Source organism: Stenotrophomonas sp. YJH_SMC_127, from assembly GCF_059372445.1.
Genome location: NZ_JCAFVO010000001.1, coordinates 200203 through 219202, shown reverse-complemented (window position 1 = coordinate 219202; position 19000 = coordinate 200203). Strand labels below are relative to the sequence as shown.

Sequence of the window (19000 nt, the reverse complement as noted above, 5' to 3'; positions counted from 1 at the left end):
CATGACTGCCCCCCACGCTTCCTCAAATTTCGATCAGGCCGAGCTGGACAAGTTCGCTGCGCTGGCCAACCGCTGGTGGGACGCTGACGGCCCGCAGAAGCCGCTGCATGCGCTGAATCCGGTGCGCCTGCAGTACGTGGCTGACCGCGTGCCGCTGCGCGGCGCCCGCGTGCTCGACATCGGCTGCGGTGGCGGCCTGTTGAGCGAAGCGCTGGCCCAGGCCGGTGCTGACGTCACCGCCATCGACCTGGCCCCGGAGCTGGTCAAGGTCGCGCGCCTGCATGCGCTGGAAAGCGGCGCCCAGGTCGATTACCGGGTGCAGGCGGCCGAGGATCTGGCCGCCGAGCAGCCGGGCAGCTTCGACGTGGTCACCTGCATGGAAATGCTGGAGCACGTGCCGGACCCGGGCGCGATCATCGAGGCCTGCAAGCGCCTGCTGAAGCCGGGCGGCCACCTGTTCCTGTCGACCATCAACCGCACCGCCGCCGCGTTCGCGGTGGCGATCGTCGGCGCCGAGTACGTGGCGCGCCTGCTGCCCAAGGGCACGCACCACTACCAGGAATTCATCAAGCCGGCCGAGCTGGCGCGCTGGCTGCGCGAGGCCGACCTGCAGCTGGTGGATGTCAGCGGCATGGCCTACGAGCCGTGGCGCAACCATGCCCGCCTGAGCAGCCGCACCGACATCAACTACCTGGCCTACGCGGTCAAGCCGGCATGACCGCCGCCCGCTTCCCGCGTGCGGTGCTGTTCGACCTGGACGGCACCCTGCTGGACAGCGCGCCGGACTTCGTCGCCACCTGCAACGCGATGCTGGCCGAGCGTGGTCGTGCGCCGATCGATCCGGCGGTGCTGCGCCCGGTGGTCTCCAAGGGCTCGCGCGCGATGGTCGGGGCCGCTTTCCCGGACCTGGATGCCGCTGCGCGAGATGCACTGATTCCGGAATTCCTGCAGCGCTACGAAGCGCTGATCGGCCAGCACGCGGTGCTGTTCGATGGCGTGGCCGGCATGCTTGCCGCGCTGGATGACGCCGGCACCGTGTGGGGCATCGTCACCAACAAGCCCGAGTACCTGGCGCGGCTGATCCTGCCGCAGCACGGCTGGCAGCAGCGCTGTGCAGTGCTGGTCGGCGGTGACAGCCTGGCCGAGCGCAAACCTCACCCGCTGCCGCTGCTGCACGCTGCGCAGGCCATTGGCGTTGCTGCCGAAGACTGCGTGTACGTGGGTGACGACGAGCGCGACATCATCGCCGCGCGGGCCGCGGCCATGCCGTCGGTGGCAGCCCTGTGGGGCTACCGCCTGCACAGCGACGATCCGCTGGCCTGGCAGGCCGACGTGCTGGTCGAGAACGCTGAACTTCTGCAACTGGCCAGTCTCTGGCCGACCCGGCCGGCAGCCCCGGCCCAGCCGTAAGGAATGGTGTAGTGAGCAGTACCGCGCTGGACAGTTTCCTCGACAAGTGGCGCAGCCGTTGGCCGGAATGGTCGGTGGCCGCCCCGTTCGTGGCCGAATCGCAACGCGAGCTTGCAGTGGCGTGGTTCGCGCTGCTGCAGGAGTTCGACGACATGCTCAACACCAGCGGCGATCCGCTGCCGGCCGACGCCAAGCTGGCGTGGTGGGGCGAGGAGCTGCGCAGCTGGGCGGGACATCGCTCGCGCCATCCGCTGGGCAGGCTGCTGGAGCCGGTGCGTGCACCGTGGGCCCAGTTGGCCGAAGCACTTCCGGATCTGGTTGAAGCGCGCACGGTCGCGCTGGATGCGGCCGGCGCCGAGCGCGCGCTGGCGAACTACGCCGAGGCCGTAGCCGCGGTGGAGGCGGCCTTGTTCGCTGACAAGCCGCGCACCGGCGCCGGTCGTGCGGTGCAGCTGCAGACCTTGGCGCAGCGCCTGCAGGACGCTGGCGTGGCGGGTGTGCCGCGCAGCCTGCTGGACGAGGACGCCAGCAATGCCGCACAGCGCTGGGCGCAGCATCTGTTGAAGGGGTGGGGCACCCGCGTGCCCGGCCCGCGCCCGCGCCGTGTGTGGTCCAGCCTGGCGCGTGCGCGGGTGGCGGCACAGGCCGCAGGCAAGCCGATCGAGGCCACCCCGGTGCGCACCCTGCTGCGCGTGTGGTGGGCCGCGCGCGGTTGATCCAACGTACCTGGTAGTGCCGGCCGCTGGCCGGCATCCAGCAGGGCGCGGAAGAGGATGAGGTTGCCGGCCAGCGGCCGGCACTACCGTTACTTGCGCTCCAGCACCAGCAGCGGGTCGATACGGGTCTCGAACCAGTTCATGCCCCAGTGCAGGTGCGGGCCGGTGGCACGGCCGGTGGCGCCGACCGCAGCGATCACCTGGCCCTGTTCAACCCGGTCGCCGACCTTTACGTCGATGCGCGAGAGGTGCAGGAAGTTGGAGCTGACCCCGAAGCCGTGGTCGAGCAGCAGCGTACCGCCGGTCAGGTACAGGTCCGGCCCGGCGAAGGTGACGATGCCGGCGGCCGGTGCCTTCACCGGGGTGCCGGTCGGTACCGCGATGTCCATGCCCGAATGACCGGCACCGGGCTGCCCGTTGTACACGCGGGCATTGCCGAAGCGACCGCTGATGCGGCCCTGCACCGGCCAGATGAAGGTCTGGGTGAAGTCGGTGCGGTCGTCATCGCGGGCACGCGCGGCGGTCACCTGCGCCTGTTCGCGCTTGATCCGCTCGGCAATCGCCGGCGGCGGATTGACCGTCTTCGGCGGCACGCCGTTGACCCGCTCGGTGGGCCAGTCGCGCGGCGTCACCGCAATGGTCGCGGTCTCGCTGCCACCATCGGGGCGCTGCACCTGCACGCGCAGCGGGCCCTTCTCGTCACGGCCGATGCCGAACACCACGCTGCCGTAGCCGCTCACCCGCAGCTGGCGACCGGCGTACTGCACGCGGCTGCCGGCGGGAACCTTGCCGATCACCAGTGCGCCCTGCGACGCACTGGCCGGGAACACCACGCGGCTGTCGATCAGGCTGCCAATGCCATCCTGCGCCTGCGCCGCGGGTACGGAAAACAGGGGCGCGGCCAGCAGCGCCCCGATCAGAAGTGCCGAGCGCATCAGCGGTTGTAGGTCATGCGCTGGCCGGCGGGTTCGCCCACCAGGTTGCTGCCGTCCCACACCAGCTGGCCGTTGACCCAGGTGGAGGCGACGCGCGAACGGAAGGTGGTGCCCTCAAACGGCGACCAGCCGCACTTGGACAGCACGTCCTCGCGCTTGACCGTGAACGGCACGTCTTCGACCAGGACCAGATCGGCGAAGTAGCCTTCGCGCAGGAAGCCACGTTCTTCCACGTCGAACAGCTGCGCCGGGGCGTGGGCGAACTTCTGCACCACCTGCTCGCGGGTCAGCTTGCCTTCGTGCACGCGCTCCAGCGCGGCCACCAGCGCGTACTGCACCAGTGGCAGGCCGGAGGGGGCCTGCGCGTAGGGCTTCTGCTTCTCTTCCCAGGTGTGCGGCGCGTGGTCGGTAGCCAGCACGTCCAGCACGTCGTCGGCCAGCGCAGCGGTGATCGCCTCGCGGTCGGACACTTCCTTGATGGCCGGGTTGCACTTGATCAGGTTGCCCTTGGTCGCATAGTCCGGGCGCGCGAAGTGCAGGAAGTGCACGCAGGTTTCAGCGGTGATCTGCTTGCGGCTGCCATCGGCGCGGATCAGCGGGCCCTTCTCGAACAGCGCCAGTTCATCGGCGGTGGAGATGTGCAGCACGTGCAGGCGGGTGCCGTGTTTGCGCGCCAGCGACATCGCCAGGCGGGTCGACTTGATGCAGGCTTCGCGCGAGCGGATGTCCGGGTGCATGTCCGGGGTCAGCGCATCGCCGTACTTTTCCTGGAAGGCCTTCAGGTTGGCATCGATCATCGGCGTGTCTTCGCAGTGCGTGATGATCGGGGTCGGGCATTCGCGGAAGATCGCGTCCAGCGTTTCGGGGTTGTCGACCAGCATGTTGCCGGTCGAAGCACCCATGAACACCTTCACGCCCGGCGCCTTCTTCGGGTCCAGCGCACGGATGGCGTCCAGGTTGTCATTGCTGGCGCCGTGGTAGAAGCCGTAGTTGGCCCAAGCGCGGCCGCGCGCGAGCTCGTACTTGGCTTCCAGGATGGTCGAATCCAGCGTCGGCGGGTTGGTGTTGGGCATGTCCATGAAGCTGGTCAGGCCACCGGCCACGGCCGCCGCCGATTCGCTGGCGATGTCGCCCTTGTGGGTCAGGCCCGGTTCGCGGAAGTGCACCTGGTCATCGATCATGCCCGGGAGCAGCCAGCGCCCGGCCGCGTCCACCACCTGCTCGCCGTCGCGCGGCGCCAGCCCGTTGCCGATCTGCGCGATGCGGCCGTTCTCGATGCGCAGGTCGCCGTCGAAGGTGCGGCCTTCGTTGACCATGCGGGCATTGGTGATGAGGGTGGAGGACATGTCAATGTTTTCCTGTGCAACGGCAAGAGGGGGCGTTGGGGGACTCGGGCACGGGGTCGAAGCCGCCGGGATGGAACGGGTGGCAGCGGCCCAGCCTGCGCGCAGCCAGCCAGCTGCCGCGCAGCGGGCCGTGCCGCGAGATCGCGTCCATCGCGTATTCAGAACAGCTCGGCACGAAACGGCAGCGGGGCCCCAGCAAGGGGCTGATGAAGCGCTTGTAGAAGCGCAGCAGGGCAATGAGCAGGCGCGAGATCACCCAGTCATCTTATGCCAGTTGGCATGAAGGCCGCATTTGTGCAGGATGGGCCGTTGGTCGCATGTCGCCGATGGCCTGCGACCGGTACCAGCACCGTCGGGTGCTGGCCAGGTTCCGTACCGCGCAAGGCGGTCCGTGTTCGTCGGACTGCCCATTGGGCGCCTTGGCTCCAGGACTGAATGGAGCAGGGTGCCGAGGTTGCTGCTGCGGGTCGGGTAGGCTATAAAGGCCCGCTTTCCCGGGCCCCGGGGAATCCAAGGAAGAGCGTTTCGTGGCTGCTAAAAAAACTGCAAAGAAGGCCGCAACGGCCGCCAAGAAAACCGCCAAGCCTGTTGTGAAGAAGTTGGCGGCAAAGCCCGTTGCCAAGAAGCCGGCGAGCAAGCCGGCGACCAAGGCAGCGTCCTCGCAACCGGCGGCCAGGAAGGCCACCGCAAAGAAAACGCCGGTCAAGGCAACCAAGCCGGTGGCGAAGAAAGCCGCTGCGCCCGCCAAGGCCAAGCCAGCCGCTGCCAGCAAGAAGGCGCCGGTGAAAAAGGCCGTCAGCAAGGCTGCGCCGGTGAAGAAGACCGTCGCCAAGCCGGTGGTCAAGAAGGCAGCAGCCAAGCCGGCGCCGAAGGCGGTGGTGAAGAAGGCTGCAGCCAAGCCGGTCGCCAAGCCGGCGGCAAAGAAGGTCGCTGCGGCCAAGCCGGTCGCCACGCCTGCCGCTGCAAAGAAGGTTGCCAAGAATGTTGCCGCACCGGCCGTAAAGCCGGCCCCGGCCCCAGTAGTGAAGTCCGCACCGAAGCCTGCTGCCAAGCCGGCTCCGGCCAAGCCTGTCCCGGCCAAGACCGTGGCAGTGGCAGCAGCCCAACCGGCCTCCAAGCCGGCCCCGGCCGCCGCTCCTGCCGCTTCGAAGGCCCCGCAATCCAAGAATCCCGTGCCCGTTTCGAAATCGCCTGCCAAAACCGCCGTGAAATCCGATTCCGCCCCGAAGACCGTGTCGCGCCCTGTCGGCAAGGTTGCCGTGGCCGTCGCCGCCCGCTCGGCAGCACCGGCCCCGCGCAGCAAGTACAAGGTGGTCGAATACAAGACCGACGAGGCCACCGGCCGCCCGATCCTGCCGGCTGGCTACAAGCCGTCCTCGGAAGAGGAATACATGAGCCCGCTGCAGCAGGAGTATTTCCGCCAGCGCCTGCAGAACTGGCGCGCGGACCTGGTGGAAGAGTCCAAGCAGACCATCGAGAACCTGCGCGAGGAAGTGCGTGACATCGGCGACGAAGCCGAGCGCGCGACCCGCGAAACCGAGAACTCGCTGGAACTGCGTACCCGCGACCGCTACCGCAAGCTGATCGGCAAGATCGACAGCACCCTGAAGCGCCTGGAAGCGGGCGACTACGGTTACTGCGTCGACACCGGCGAAGAAATCGGCCTGGAGCGCCTGGAGGCGCGCCTGACCGCCGAGCGCACCATCGATGCCCAGGAGCGTTGGGAGCATCTGCAGAAGCAGCAGGGCGACTGATTCCTGATCGTTGTCTGGTCATGCAGAAAACCCGGCTTCGGCCGGGTTTTTTGTTGGGTTCGAGTTGGCTGTGTAGAGCGCCTTCCGGGTATCGGGTGGAGCCTGCGGGTGGGGCCGATGTAGAGCCGAGCCCACGCTCGGCTCAGGCCGAAGCCGGAGGGCAAGGAAGAGCAAAAGCAAAAGCAAAGGCAGCCAAGCATGGCTTGGCTCTATCAGGAACGGTCATGCGTGCGCTCGCGGCTGTTGAGTCCGCCTTGTAGCGAGCCGAGCACCGCAGGGGAATCAGGCGCGAAGAGGCGGCTCTATCCTGTAGAGCCGACTGCTGGTCGGCTGGCTCTCCGCGCCGTCCCCTGATTCACCGAGGAGCACAGGGCACCGGCGCGCAGCGCCGGCTCGCGGATGGCGGAGCGCTTCTTTGGTTACTTTCTTTTCGCGAAAAGAAAGTGACAAGCCCGATCATCGAGGGAGAGCAACGGCCCCAGCCAAACGCCCGGCGCCGCCGAATCCGCTGTTAGCAGCGTCACTGCAGGTCGCGAAGATTCAACTTCCGCAGCGTCGGGTTCTTCCACGCGGTGATCCCGGCAACGCTCAGCACCGCGAACCCGCCCAGCACCACGGCCGGTACCAGGCCGAGCAGCTTCGCCATCGTGCCGGCATAGAACGCGCCCAGCTCGTTGGACGAACTGATGAAGATGCCGTTGATCGACGATACGCGACCGCGCATTTCTTCCGGCGTGGCCAGCTGCAGGATGGTCGAGCGGATCACCACCGAGACGCCATCGAAGGCGCCGTAGAACAGCAGGATCAGCGCCGACAGCCAGAAGTGCTGCGACAGCCCGAAGCTGATCACGCACAGGCCGAAGCCGGCCACCGCGAACAGCAGCACGCGGCCGGCATTGCGGTGCAGCGGGTGGCGGGCCAGCCACAGGCCCACGCACACCGAGCCCAGCGCCGGCATCGCGCGCAGGATGCCCAGGCCTTCCGGGCCGTGGTGCAGGATTTCGTGCAGGAACGCCGGCAGCATCGCCACCACGCCGCCCAGCAGCACCGAGAACATGTCCAGCGCCATCGCGCCGACCATGATCCGGTTGCCGACCACGAAGCGCGCGCCTTCGGCGATGCTCTTGAAGATCGGCGCGGCAGGGCCGGTGTGCACCGGCTCCTCCACTTTCAGCGTGGCCAGACAGGCCATCGCCACCAGCGCGAAGGCGGTGGCCACCGCGTAGGACAGACCCTTGCCACCGAAGCCGACCAGCACGCCGCCCAGTGCCGGGCCGGCGATCATGCCGGCCTGGAATACCACCGCGCCCAGGCCGGCGCCACGCGCGAACTGGTCACGGGCCAGTACGCGGGCGAACAGGGCGTTGTAGATCGGCGACAGGAAGGCGCGGACCATGCCGGTCAGCGCAATGGCTGCGTAGATCGGCCACACGCCGTCGATCGGCAGCCAGCCCATGGCCACGCTGGTCAATACCAGTGCGGTGGCGATCAGTCCGCAACAGGCGACCATGCCCAGGCGGCGGCGCGGCAGGTGATCCACCAGGTAACCGGCGAACGGCGCCACGCAGAAGAACGGCAGCACCTCGGCCAGGCCGATCAGGCCCAGCGAGAACGGATTGCGGGTAACTTCGTAGATGTGCCAGCCGACGGTGACCGCGACCACCTGGTAGGACAGCATCGCGAAGATGCGGTACGCCAGCAGCCTGGCGAAACCGGGCCGGGACAGCAGGCCCAGCGCGCTGTCTTCGGCTGTGGCAGGCTCGCTCACGACGGGTCGCGCTGCAGCTGGGCCTGCGCGGTCTCGCGGATGAAGGCCAGCATCGCCGCCACGCCGTTGCTGCGGGTCGGCGAGAGGTGGCGGGCCAGGCCGATGTCCTGGATGTAGCTCGGCTCGGTGGCCAGGATCTCCTGCGCCGAGCGCCCGGAGTACACACGCAGGGCCAGGAAGATCAGGCCGGAGACAATCGCCGAATCACTGATGGCATGGAAGCGCAGCGACTGCGCGTTGCCTTCGGGCACGATCCAGACCATCGACTGGCAGCCGAGCAGGCGATGCTCTTCGGTCTTCCATTCTTCCGGGAAGGCCGGCAGCTTGCGGCCGAGGTCGATCAGGTACTGGTAACGCTCGGACCAGTCGCCGAAGAAGCCGAATTCCTCGGCGATGGCGGCCTGTGCCTCGGCGGCGGTGGGTTCAAGCGGGAACGGGGAGTCGATCACAACAGTCTCTACGGTGGGGGCGTGGCCGGCGTACCGGCCACGGGGCAGGGCGGGTCAGCCGCGCTTGCGCGACCAGCGCACGCCCTGCGGGGTGTCTTCCAGCACGATGCCTTCGGCGGCCAGCTGGTCGCGGATGGCGTCGGAACGGGCGAAGTCGCGCGCCTTCTTGGCAGCGGCACGCTCATCGATCAGGCCCTGGATGCGGGCATCGTCGCCGCCGTCGCTGGCCGCAGTGCCGAACCACTGCGCTGGATCGGCCTGCAGCAGGCCCAGTGCCAGTCCGGCGCCGAGCAGTTCACCCTTCAGGCGCGCCTGCTCGGCCGGATCGGTGGCACGACGCGCATCGGCGGCGATGCGGGCCACTTCGGCCAGTGCCTGCGGGGTGTTCAGATCGTCATCCAGGGTCGCCTCGACCGTGGCCGGGATCGCAACGACCGCCTCGACTGACGCCAGTTCGCGCAAGGTGCCGTACAGGCGGTCCAGGGTGCGCACCGACTGTTCGATCAGGCCATCGGACCAGTCCAGCGGTTGCCGGTAGTGGGCCGACAGCAGGGCCAGGCGCAGTGCTTCCGGCGGGTGCTGGCGCACCAGGTCGTGCACGCGCTCGATGTTGCCCAGCGACTTGCTCATCTTGGCGCCGCCGAAGTTGAGCATGCCGTTGTGCAGCCAGAAGCGGGCGAAGATCTTGCCGCCGTGGGCGCACTCGCTCTGCGCAAGCTCGTTCTCGTGGTGCGGGAACTGCAGGTCGACGCCGCCGGCATGGATGTCGATGGTCTCGCCCAGGTGGGCGGCGGCCATTGCCGAGCACTCGATGTGCCAGCCCGGGCGGCCACGGCCCCATGGCGACGCCCAGCCGGGCAGGTCGTCGCTGGACGGCTTCCACAGCACGAAATCACCCGGATCACGCTTGTACGGGGCCACGTCGACACGGGCGCCGGCCAGCATTTCGTCCGGATCGCGGCGCGAGAGCTTGCCGTAGCCATCGAAGCTGGCCACCGCGAACAGCACGTGGCCTTCGGCAGCGTAGGCATGCCCGTTGGCGATCAGCTGCTCGATCATGGTGATGATCTGCGGAATGTGCGCGGTCACCTCCGGCTCGATGTCCGGCGGCACCACGCCCAGCGCGGCCATGTCCTCACGGTAGGCGGCGGCGAACCTGTCGGTGATGGTGCTGATCGGTACGCCCTGCTCGCGCGCGGCGGTGTTGATCTTGTCGTCCACGTCGGTGATGTTGCGCGCGTAGCGCAGGCCACCGAAACGGCGCCGCAGCAGGTCGGCCAGCACCCCGAACACCACCGGGCCACGGGCGTTGCCGATGTGCACGTAGTTGTAGACCGTCGGGCCGCACACATACAGGGTCGGACAGGCCGGATCGAGCGGGGTGAACGGTTCGAGCTGGCGAGTCAGGTTGTTGTGCAGGCGCAGGGTCATGGGGCTGTGGCTGGGGGACAAGCCTGTGATTTTAGAACGTGTCGGCCCCCTTTGGGGGCACCCGTTGCCACCGGTGGACGCCGGGGCCACCCGGGGTGGGGTGGGCAGGAGCGGCGTGGACGGGTAATGTTCAGCCCCTTGCGCTCGCCACTGCCTACACTATTGCCGTGTCCTTGCTCCCGTCGCCAATGAAATCCACCGCGTTGCTGACCCTGGCCTGCCTGTCGGCGCTGCCCGCCGTGGTGCTGGCGCAGGAGGCCGAGCCCCGCAACCGGGTGGTGATCGTTGAGAACGTGAAGTTCGACTACGCCCAGGTGCTGAACGTGGAGCCGGTGTTCCAGACCCTGCGCGCGACCCGCACCGAGGAGCACTGCGAGCCGGTGTCGACCCGGACCCTGGCCCCGGTGAACGTGACCGGCGAGGAGCCGGTCGAGGACAAGGGCCGGATCAGCCGCTTCTGGGACTCGGTGCGCTCGATGTTCAAGCGCAGCGACGAAGAGGCCGTTGAGGAGCCCGGAGCCGAGACGCCGGCCCCGGCACCGGCCAACACTGGCCCGATGCTGACCCGCGACTGCCGCATCGTGCCGGTGGGGCGTGAATTCCGCCGGCCCATCGCCTACGACGTGGATTACGTCTACAAGGGCACCAAGTACCGTTCGCGGCTGCCGGAAGACCCCGGCAACCGGCTCAAGATCCGGGTGTCGATCACGCCCTGGGTCGGCCCGGAGCAGGGCACGGCCAGCAATCCCTGATTCTGGGACCCCGGCCCTTGCGCCGGCCTCGGCCGCATGCGAAGATGGTTGACCATGAAGCTCACCGACTTCCAGCACGACAGCAGCGCAGCCCGACAGGCGTCGGGCATGACCTCGCGTGCGCGTCGACCGGAACCCCACATCCTCGCTGGGTAACCGGAGCTTTTTGCTGTTCGTCCGAAAAAACCCAGCCCGCCGGCTGGGTTTTTTCGTTTCCGCGCTTCAAAAGTGCATCTTCTGAAAGCTGCAACTGCAATCTTCCCGCTCCACCTTTGATTCCTGTTTTCCCTTCCACCGCGTCGAAACCGGCGCCGCCACGCAAGGAAAGATGATGTCCCCCAAGCACTTCCTGAACACCCAGGACTGGAGCCGCAGCGATCTCGACGCGCTGTTGACCCAGGCGGCGCTGTTCAAGCGCAACAAGCTCGGCGACCAGCTCAAGGGCAAGTCGATCGCGCTGGTGTTCTTCAACCCGTCCATGCGCACCCGCACCAGCTTCGAACTGGGCGCGTTCCAGCTCGGTGCCCACGCGGTGGTGCTGCAGCCGGGCAAGGATGCGTGGCCGATCGAGTTCAACCTCGGCACGGTGATGGACGGCGATACCGAAGAGCACATCGCTGAAGTGGCCAAGGTGCTGGGTCGTTACTGCGACATCATCGCCGTGCGTGCGTTCCCCAAGTTCATCGACTGGGCCTACGACCGCCAGGACATCGTCCTCAACAGCTTCGCCAGGTACTCGCCGGTGCCGGTCATCAACATGGAGACCATCACCCACCCGTGCCAGGAGCTGGCCCACATCATGGCCCTGCAGGAGCACTTCGGCACCCAGGACCTGCGTGGCAAGAAGTACGTGCTGACCTGGACCTACCACCCCAAGCCGCTGAACACCGCCGTTGCCAATTCGGCGCTGACCATCGCCACCCGCATGGGCATGGACGTGACTCTGCTGTGCCCGACCGCCGACTACATCCTCGACGAGCGTTACATGGGCTGGGCCGAGCAGAACGTGGCCGAGAGCGGCGGCTCGCTGAAGATCAGCCATGACATCGACAGCGCCTACGCCGGCGCCGACGTGGTCTACGCCAAGAGCTGGGGCGCGCTGCCGTTCTTCGGCAACTGGGAACCGGAGAAGCCGATCCGCGACCAGTTCAAGCACTTCATCGTGGACGAGCGGAAGATGGCGCTGACCAACAATGGTGTGTTCAGCCACTGCCTGCCGCTGCGCCGCAACGTGAAGGCCACCGACGCGGTGATGGATTCGCCGCAGTGCATCGCCATCAACGAAGCCGAGAACCGCCTGCACGTGCAGAAGGCGATCATGGCGGCGGTTGCCGGGCGCTAGATCGAACAAGGGGTAGAGCCGACCGTTGGTCGGCTGCTCCCGCAGCGGCGCATCCAATATTCCAGCCGACCAACGGTCGGCTCTACCGAATTCCCATCCCCCAAGTGGACCTGACCCCCATGAGCAACAAAGACGTCGTTCTCGCCTTCTCCGGCGGCCTGGATACCAGCTTCTGCGTGCCGTACCTGCAGGAGCGCGGCTACAACGTGCACACCGTGTTCGCCGACACCGGCGGCGTCGATGATGAAGAGCGTGATTTCATCGAGAAGCGCGCCGCCGAACTGGGCGTGGCGAGCCACCTCACCGTCAACGGTGGCCCGGCCATCTGGGAAGGCTTCGTCAAGCCGTTCGTGTGGGCCGGCGAAGGCTACCAGGGCCAGTACCCGCTGCTGGTCTCGGACCGCTACCTGATCGTCGATGCCGCGCTGAAGCGTGCTGCCGAGCTGGGCACCAACATCATCGCCCACGGTTGCACCGGCATGGGCAACGACCAGGTCCGCTTCGACCTGGCCGTGAAGGCGCTGGGCGACTACCAGATCATCGCGCCGATCCGCGAGATCCAGAAGGAACACACCCAGACCCGCGCCTACGAGCAGAAGTACCTGGAAGAGCGTGGCTTCGGCGTGCGCGCCAAGCAGCAGGCCTACACCATCAACGAGAACCTGCTGGGCCTGACCATGTCCGGCGGCGAGATCGACCGGTGGGAAGCCCCGGGCGAGGGTGCGCGTGGCTGGTGCGCACCGCGCAGCGAGTGGCCGGAGCAGGCCCTGACCGTGACCCTGAAGTTCGTTGAAGGCGAAGCCGTCGAACTGGACGGCAAGGCGCTGCCGGGTGACCAGATCCTGGCCCAGCTCAACAAGCTGTTCGCGCCGTACGGCGTGGGCCGCGGCGTCTACACCGGCGACACCGTGATCGGCCTGAAGGGCCGCATCGTGTTCGAGGCCCCGGGCCTGGTTTCGCTGCTGGCCGCACACCGTGCGCTGGAAGATGCGGTGCTGACCAAGCAGCAGAACCGCTTCAAGCCGGACGTGGCGCGCAAGTGGGTGGAGCTGGTGTACGAAGGCTTCTACCACGACCCGCTGAAGACCGACATCGAAGCCTTCCTGAAGTCCTCGCAGGCCAAGGTCAACGGTGAAGTGGTGCTGGAAACCCGTGGTGGCCGCGTCGATGCGGTGGCCGTGAAGTCGCCGCACCTGCTCAACACCAAGGGCGCCACCTACGCGCAGTCGGCCGACTGGGGCGTGGAGGAGGCTGAAGGCTTCATCAAGCTGTTCGGCATGAGCTCCACCGTTTACGCGCAGGTCAACCGCGGTTGACCTGTGACGGGGTGCCGGCCGCTGGCCGGCGCCTCGCAACGTCGATGGAGGGTAGTGCCGGCCGCTGGCCGGCTCGTGGCACGGCTGGATCATTGCGGAGCCGGCCAGCGGCCGGCACTACCGATTTCGAACCCTACGGATATTCAGACACATGCTTGAACAGACGCTCGATCACCTGCAGGCCCTGGTGTCCTTCGACACCCGCAACCCGCCGCGTGCGATCACCACCGGTGGCATCTTCGATTACCTGCGCGACAACCTGCCCGGCTTCAACGTCGAGGTGATCGACCATGGCGCGGGCGCAGTCAGCCTGTACGCCGTGCGCGGGACGCCGAAGTACCTGTTCAACGTGCACCTGGACACCGTGCCGGACTCGCCGCACTGGAGTGCCGACCCGCATGTGATGCGGCGCCTGGACGACCGTGTGGTCGGCCTGGGCGTGTGTGACATCAAGGGCGCCGCCGCTGCGCTGGTGGCGGCGGCCAATGCCAGCGATGGCGATGCCGCCTTCCTGTTCTCCAGCGACGAGGAAGCCAACGATCCGCGCTGTATCGCCGCGTTCCTGGCCCGTGGCCTGCCGTATGAAGCGGTGCTGGTGGCCGAGCCGACCATGAGTGAAGCGGTGCTGGCGCATCGTGGCATCAGCTCGGTGCTGATGCAGTTCGCCGGCCGCGCCGGCCATGCGTCCGGCAAGCAGGACGCGGCCGCCAGCGCGCTGCACCAGGCCATGCGCTGGGGCAACCGTGCACTGGACCATGTGGAATCGCTGGCCTCGGCCCGCTTCGGCGGGCTGACCGGGCTGCGCTTCAACATCGGTCGCGTCGAAGGCGGGATCAAGGCCAACATGATCGCACCGGCTGCTGAGGTGCGCTTCGGGTTCCGCCCGCTGCCGTCGATGGACATTGATGGCCTGCTGGCGACCTTCGCCGGTTTCGCCGAACCGGAAGCCGCCGTTTTCACCGAAACGTTCCGTGGCCCCAGCCTGCCGGCCGGTGACATCGCCGAGGCCGAGAACCGCCGCCTGCTGGCGCGCGACGTGGCCGATGCGCTGGAGCTGCCGATCGGCAACGCGGTGGACTTCTGGACCGAGGCCTCGCTGTTCTCCGCCGGTGGCTACACCACGCTGGTGTTCGGCCCGGGCGACATCGCCCAGGCCCACACCGCCGATGAGTTCGTGACGCTGGAGCAGCTGCAGCGCTACACCGACGCCGTGCATCGCATCATCGCCGCCGGCGCCTGATCGACCCTACAACGCCGCCCGGCCCTGGCCGGGTGGAACTGCAACGCGGCGACCGCCGCCTGTGACGAAACCGAAATGTCTCCTGCCCTCCAGCCCCACCGCCAGACCCGCCAGACCATCGTGCGCCTGCTTTCCAGCATGGCCAGCGCGAAGGAGATCAGCCAGTACCTCAAGCGCTTCTCGCAGCTGGACGCCAAGCGCTTCGCCGTGGTCAAGGTCGGCGGCGCGGTGCTGCGCGACGACCTCGACGCGCTGACCTCTTCGCTGTCGTTCCTGCAGGAAGTCGGGCTGACCCCGATCGTGCTGCACGGCGCCGGCCCGCAGCTGGATGCCGAACTGTCGGCCGCCGGCATCGAGAAGCAGACCGTCAACGGCCTGCGCGTGACGTCGCCGGAAGCGCTGGCGATCGTGCGCCGGGTGTTCCAGCAGTCCAACCTGCGCCTGGTCGAGGCGCTGCAGCAGAACGGCGCGCGCGCCACCTCGATCACCGGCGGCGTGTTCGAGGCCGAGTACCTGGACGTGGACACCTACGGCCTGGTCGGCGAGGTGAAGAAGGTCAACCTGGCACCGATCGAGGCCAGCCTGCGTGCCGGGTCGATCCCGGTCATCACCAGCCTGGGCGAGACCGCTGGCGGCCAGATCCTCAACGTCAACGCCGACTTCGCCGCCAACGAGCTGGTGCAGGAACTGCAGCCATACAAGATCATCTTCCTGACCGGCACTGGCGGCCTGCTGGACGAGCAGGGCAACGTGATCGATTCGATCAACCTGTCCACCGAGTACGACCACCTGATCGCGCAGCCGTGGATCCACGGCGGCATGAAGGTGAAGATCGAACAGATCAAGGATCTGCTCGATCGCCTGCCGCTGGAATCGTCGGTGTCGATCACGCGCCCGGCCGATCTGGCCAAGGAACTGTTCACCCACAAGGGGTCGGGCACGCTGGTGCGCAAGGGCGAGAAGGTGCTGCGCGCCACCGCCTGGAACGAGCTGGACCTGCCGCGCCTGAAGGGCCTGATCGAATCCAGCTTCGGCCGCACCCTGGTGCCGGAGTACTTCGAAAAGACGAAGCTGCTGCGCGCCTACGTCAGCGAGAACTACCGCACCGCGGTGATCCTCACCGACGAGGCCGAGGGCGTGTACCTGGACAAGTTCGCCGTGCTCGACGATGCGCAGGGCGAGGGCCTGGGCCGCGCGGTCTGGAACGTGATGCTGGAGGAAACCCCGCAGCTGTTCTGGCGTTCGCGCCATGGCAATCCGATCAACCACTTCTATTACGCTGAATCCGACGGCTGCTACAAGCAGGACCACTGGAAGGTGTTCTGGTTCGGCGCCGACGGCATCGACCGGATCAAGACCTATGTCGACCATTGCGCCCGGCGCGCGCCGAGCCTGCAGGGCTGAACACATGAACCATGCCGACTGGACCAAGGTCCCTACGCTAGCGGGCACCCATGCGCGGCTGGAGCCGCTGCAGATGGGGCATATCGATGGCCTGCGCGGCGCGCTTGGCGATGGCGCGTTGTCCAGGCTCTGGTACACCCAGGTGCCCGATGCGAAGACCATGGCCGGCTACGTGCAGGCAGCGCTGCAGGCGCAGGCCGAAGGCAGGGTGCTGCCGTTCGTGGTGTTCGATGCCAACGACCAGATTGTCGGTACCACCCGCTACTACGATCTGCAAGCGGACGTGCCGCGCCTGAGTATCGGTTACACCTGGTATGGCGAGTCTGCGCAACGCACCGGGGTCAACACCGAGACCAAGCTGATGCTGCTCAGCCACGCGTTCGAGCGGTTGCAGTGCCTGAGCGTCGTGTTCGAGACCAGCTGGTTCAACTTCACTTCGCGCACCGCCATCGCACGCCTCGGCGCCAAGCAGGATGGCGTGCTGCGCAACCACAAGCGGCACGCCGACGGCACGCCGCGCGACACCGTCATCTTCTCCATCATCGATGCGGAATGGCAGGGCGTGAAGCGCCACCTGCAGTACCGCCTGGACAGCCACGCATGAACGATTCGACTTTCACCCTGGGCATCGTCGGGGCCCGCGGCCATACCGGCGCCGAGCTGATCAAGCTGGTGGCCGCCCATCCGCGCCTGGAACTGGCCTTCGTCTCCTCGCGCGAGCGCGCCGGGCAGCGCCTGTCCGACCACCACCCGGAATTCCAGGGCGAGCTGCAGTACGAGAACCTGGATGCCGACGCGGTGGCCGCCAAAGGCGTGGACGCGGTGATCCTGGCCCTGCCCAACGGCCTGGCCGCACCGTTCGTGGCCGCGCTTGAAGCCGCCAAGCCGGACACCGTCATCGTCGATCTCTCGGCCGACTACCGCTTCGACAACAGCTGGTATTACGGCCTGCCGGAGCTGACCCGCGGCCGCTACAACGGCCAGAAGCACATCAGCAACCCGGGCTGCTATGCCACGGCGATGCAGCTGGCGGTGCATCCGCTGCTGGACCTGCTGGCCGGCCCGCCGCAGTGCTTCGGTGTCTCCGGCTACTCCGGTGCCGGTACCACGCCGTCGGACAAGAACAACGTCGAACTGCTGGCCGACAACCTGATGCCGTATGCGCTGACCAACCACGTGCACGAGCGCGAGGTGTCGGTGCAGCTGGGCGTGGCCGTCGAGTTCATGCCGCACGTCGCGCCGCATTTCCGCGGCATCACGCTGACCGCCAACCTGTGGCTGAACCGCGTGCAGACCCGCGAACAGATCGTCGAGCGCTTCCAGCAGGCCTATGCCGGCGAACCCCTGATCGAAGTGGTGGATGAAGCGCCGTGGGTCAGCCGCATCGCCGGCCGCCACGGTGCCCAGGTCGGTGGCTTCACCCTGGCCCCGGGCGGCAAGCGGGTGGTGGTGGTGGCGACCCTGGACAACCTGCTCAAGGGCGCGGCCACCCAGGCCATGCAGAACCTCAACCTCGCGCTGGGCATCGACGAACTGACGTCGATCCCGCACTGAACACGCCTTCCGGAGCCCCCATGGCAGACCTTCTTTGGCAGAAGCCCGGCGTCGCTGTCGACGCCCAGATCCAGACCTTCCTCGCCGGCGACGACGTGATCCTCGACCGCGAGTTCTTCCTGCATGACATCGCTGCCAGCGCCGCGCATGCGCAGGGCCTGCAGCACATCAGCATCCTCAGCGCCGACGAGCTGGCAGGCCTGCTGCGCGAGCTCGACGTGCTGGCGCAGGATTTCCGTGAAGGCCGCTTCGTGCTGGATACGCAGTACGAAGACGGTCACTCAGCAATCGAAGCGCGTTTGACCGAACGCCTCGGCGACGCTGGCCGCAAGATCCACACCGGCCGCAGCCGCAACGACCAGATCCTGGTCGCCACCCGCCTGTGGCTGAAGGAGAAGCTGCTGCGCGTGGCCGGGCTCAGCACCGACGTGGCCAAGATCGCGCTGGACCGTGCGCAGGCCGAGAAGGACCTGCCGATTCCCGGCTATACCCATATCCAGCGCGCCGTGGTCTCTTCGGCCGGCATGTGGTGGGCCGGATGGGCCGAGGCCTTCATCGACAACGCCATCCGCGCCCGTGACACCCATGCGCTGGTCGACGCCAATCCGCTCGGCACCGCCGCCGGCTACGGGGTGAACCTGCCGCTGGACCGCGAGCACACCACGGCCGCGCTCGGTTTCGCGCGCATGCAGATCTCGCCGATCTACGCACAGCTGTCGCGCGGCAAGTTCGAGCTGGCCGCGCTGGAAGCACTCGGTGGCGCTACGCTGGACCTGCGCCGCATCGCCTGGGACCTGTCGCTGTTCACCAGCGCCGAGTTCGGCTTCGTCGCGCTGCCGGCGCAGTACACCACCGGCAGTTCGATCATGCCCAACAAGCGCAACCCGGACGTGATCGAGCTGATGCGTGCGACCCACGCCAGCGTCGCCGCCGCGCGCACCGAGATCGAGCAGCTGCTGTCGCTGCCTTCGGGCTATCACCGTGACCTGCAGTCGTCCAAGGGCGCCATCTTCCACGGCTTCGGCCGTGGCCTGGCCGCGCTGGAACTGCTGCCGGCGCTGCTGGCCAATCTGGAGTGGCGTGACGACAGGCTGCGCGCAGCGATCGATTCGGGCATGTATGCCACCGACGTCGCCGTGGAAGCGGCGGTGGCCGGTGTGCCGTTCCGCGAGGCCTACAAGGCCGCTGCAGCCGGTGCCGACAGCGCAGGGCAGGGACGTACCCCGGAAGGCAGCCTGGCTGCGCGTGTATCGCCGGGCTCGGCCGCCGATCTGCGCCTGGACGAACTGCGCGCACGCTGGCAGGCGCTGTCCTGATGGCGGGCACTGTCTACCTGGTGATGGCGATGCGCCGGCCGGACTTCAACGATGCGGCGGTGCAGCCGCACCGCGATTTCCTCGAGGCGTTGCAGGCACAGGGAAAGCTGCAGCTGACCGGTGGTTTCGCCGATGGCAGCGGTGGCGCCTATGTGCTGTGCAACGTCGAGAGCCTGGAACAGGCGCAGGCGATCGTCGCCACCGATCCGCTGGTGACGATGCACGCTTCCGAGCTGACCGTGCACGAATGGAATACCCGCTGAGGCC

At 67.5% G+C, this 19000-nt stretch carries 19 protein-coding genes; 13 read left to right on the top strand and 6 right to left on the bottom strand.

What is annotated here, in order from left to right; all coding sequences use genetic code 11:
* Window position 1: 1 nt before the first annotated feature.
* From ubiG to AC5QAB_RS00980, 3 genes are read left to right on the top strand one after another with little or no spacing between them, the layout of a single operon-like run.
* A complete protein-coding gene (gene ubiG, locus AC5QAB_RS00990) occupies window positions 2-718 on the top strand; it encodes a bifunctional 2-polyprenyl-6-hydroxyphenol methylase/3-demethylubiquinol 3-O-methyltransferase UbiG (RefSeq protein WP_014647800.1) in 717 nt (238 codons plus the stop codon).
* Window positions 715-1410 carry a phosphoglycolate phosphatase gene (locus AC5QAB_RS00985; protein WP_014647799.1) on the top strand — a complete coding sequence of 232 codons (696 nt, stop codon included), beginning with the start codon at window positions 715-717 and terminating at the stop codon, window positions 1408-1410. The genes ubiG and AC5QAB_RS00985 overlap by 4 nt, the downstream gene beginning before the upstream one ends.
* Window positions 1411-1421: 11 nt before the next feature.
* Window positions 1422-2126, top strand: coding sequence for a squalene/phytoene synthase family protein (locus AC5QAB_RS00980; protein ID WP_032956133.1), 705 nt, complete (start codon window positions 1422-1424; stop codon window positions 2124-2126).
* An 89-nt stretch (window positions 2127-2215) separates the two neighbouring features.
* Here AC5QAB_RS00980 and AC5QAB_RS00975 read toward each other — a convergent pair whose 3' ends face one another.
* From AC5QAB_RS00975 to yidD, 3 genes are read right to left on the bottom strand one after another with little or no spacing between them, the layout of a single operon-like run.
* A complete protein-coding gene (locus tag AC5QAB_RS00975) occupies window positions 2216-3061 on the bottom strand; it encodes a M23 family metallopeptidase (protein WP_032956132.1) in 846 nt (281 codons plus the stop codon).
* The gene (locus AC5QAB_RS00970; RefSeq protein ID WP_032956131.1) at window positions 3061-4407 is read right to left on the bottom strand and encodes a dihydroorotase; all 1347 of its coding nucleotides are present in this window, start codon (window positions 4405-4407) and stop codon (window positions 3061-3063) included. The genes AC5QAB_RS00975 and AC5QAB_RS00970 overlap by 1 nt, the downstream gene beginning before the upstream one ends.
* A gap of 1 nt (window position 4408) precedes the next feature.
* Window positions 4409-4663 carry a membrane protein insertion efficiency factor YidD gene (gene yidD, locus AC5QAB_RS00965; RefSeq protein ID WP_014037867.1) on the bottom strand — a complete coding sequence of 85 codons (255 nt, stop codon included), beginning with the start codon at window positions 4661-4663 and terminating at the stop codon, window positions 4409-4411.
* A 271-nt stretch (window positions 4664-4934) separates the two neighbouring features.
* Between yidD and dksA the strand changes: the two genes are divergently transcribed.
* Window positions 4935-6161 carry an RNA polymerase-binding protein DksA gene (dksA, locus tag AC5QAB_RS00960; RefSeq protein ID WP_075076325.1) on the top strand — a complete coding sequence of 409 codons (1227 nt, stop codon included), beginning with the start codon at window positions 4935-4937 and terminating at the stop codon, window positions 6159-6161.
* Between the two features lie 520 nt (window positions 6162-6681).
* Here the strand turns inward: dksA and AC5QAB_RS00955 are convergent.
* From AC5QAB_RS00955 to cysS, 3 genes are read right to left on the bottom strand one after another with little or no spacing between them, the layout of a single operon-like run.
* Window positions 6682-7929: an MFS transporter gene (locus AC5QAB_RS00955; RefSeq protein ID WP_032956128.1), complete on the bottom strand. Its 1248-nt coding sequence runs from the start codon at window positions 7927-7929 to the stop codon at window positions 6682-6684.
* Window positions 7926-8378 carry a SufE family protein gene (locus AC5QAB_RS00950; protein WP_032956126.1) on the bottom strand — a complete coding sequence of 151 codons (453 nt, stop codon included), beginning with the start codon at window positions 8376-8378 and terminating at the stop codon, window positions 7926-7928. The genes AC5QAB_RS00955 and AC5QAB_RS00950 overlap by 4 nt, the downstream gene beginning before the upstream one ends.
* Window positions 8379-8432: 54 nt before the next feature.
* Window positions 8433-9809, bottom strand: a complete 1377-nt coding sequence (cysS, locus tag AC5QAB_RS00945; RefSeq protein ID WP_014647791.1) for a cysteine--tRNA ligase — start codon at window positions 9807-9809, stop codon at window positions 8433-8435.
* 188 nt (window positions 9810-9997) lie between these two features.
* On the opposite strand from cysS, the gene AC5QAB_RS00940 reads away from it, so the two are divergent.
* The 9 genes from AC5QAB_RS00940 to AC5QAB_RS00900 all read left to right on the top strand — a co-directional run bounded on the left by AC5QAB_RS00940 (window position 9998) and on the right by AC5QAB_RS00900 (window position 18996).
* The gene (locus tag AC5QAB_RS00940) at window positions 9998-10561 is read left to right on the top strand and encodes a glycine zipper 2TM domain-containing protein (protein WP_014647790.1); all 564 of its coding nucleotides are present in this window, start codon (window positions 9998-10000) and stop codon (window positions 10559-10561) included.
* 331 nt (window positions 10562-10892) lie between these two features.
* Window positions 10893-11903, top strand: coding sequence for an N-acetylornithine carbamoyltransferase (locus AC5QAB_RS00935; RefSeq protein WP_014647788.1), 1011 nt, complete (start codon window positions 10893-10895; stop codon window positions 11901-11903).
* A gap of 119 nt (window positions 11904-12022) precedes the next feature.
* Entirely contained in the window at window positions 12023-13219 is a 1197-nt protein-coding gene (locus tag AC5QAB_RS00930; protein ID WP_014647787.1) for an argininosuccinate synthase, read from the top strand.
* 151 nt (window positions 13220-13370) lie between these two features.
* Window positions 13371-14459, top strand: coding sequence for an acetylornithine deacetylase (locus AC5QAB_RS00925; RefSeq protein WP_014647786.1), 1089 nt, complete (start codon window positions 13371-13373; stop codon window positions 14457-14459).
* Between the two features lie 75 nt (window positions 14460-14534).
* Complete coding sequence (locus tag AC5QAB_RS00920) at window positions 14535-15863, top strand: acetylglutamate kinase (RefSeq protein WP_014037858.1); 1329 nt, start codon at window positions 14535-14537, stop codon at window positions 15861-15863.
* 4 nt (window positions 15864-15867) lie between these two features.
* Window positions 15868-16467 (top strand): GNAT family N-acetyltransferase, encoded by a 600-nt coding sequence (locus tag AC5QAB_RS00915; protein ID WP_014647784.1) that lies wholly within the window; start codon window positions 15868-15870, stop codon window positions 16465-16467.
* On the top strand, window positions 16464-17417 hold the full coding sequence (gene argC / locus AC5QAB_RS00910; protein ID WP_014647783.1) for an N-acetyl-gamma-glutamyl-phosphate reductase: 954 nt from the start codon (window positions 16464-16466) through the stop codon (window positions 17415-17417). The genes AC5QAB_RS00915 and argC overlap by 4 nt, the downstream gene beginning before the upstream one ends.
* Window positions 17418-17437: 20 nt before the next feature.
* Window positions 17438-18733, top strand: coding sequence for an argininosuccinate lyase (gene argH, locus AC5QAB_RS00905; RefSeq protein WP_069116091.1), 1296 nt, complete (start codon window positions 17438-17440; stop codon window positions 18731-18733).
* Entirely contained in the window at window positions 18733-18996 is a 264-nt protein-coding gene (locus AC5QAB_RS00900) for a YciI family protein (RefSeq protein ID WP_164165722.1), read from the top strand. Before argH ends, AC5QAB_RS00900 begins: the two co-directional genes overlap by 1 nt.
* Window positions 18997-19000: the final 4 nt, after the last annotated feature.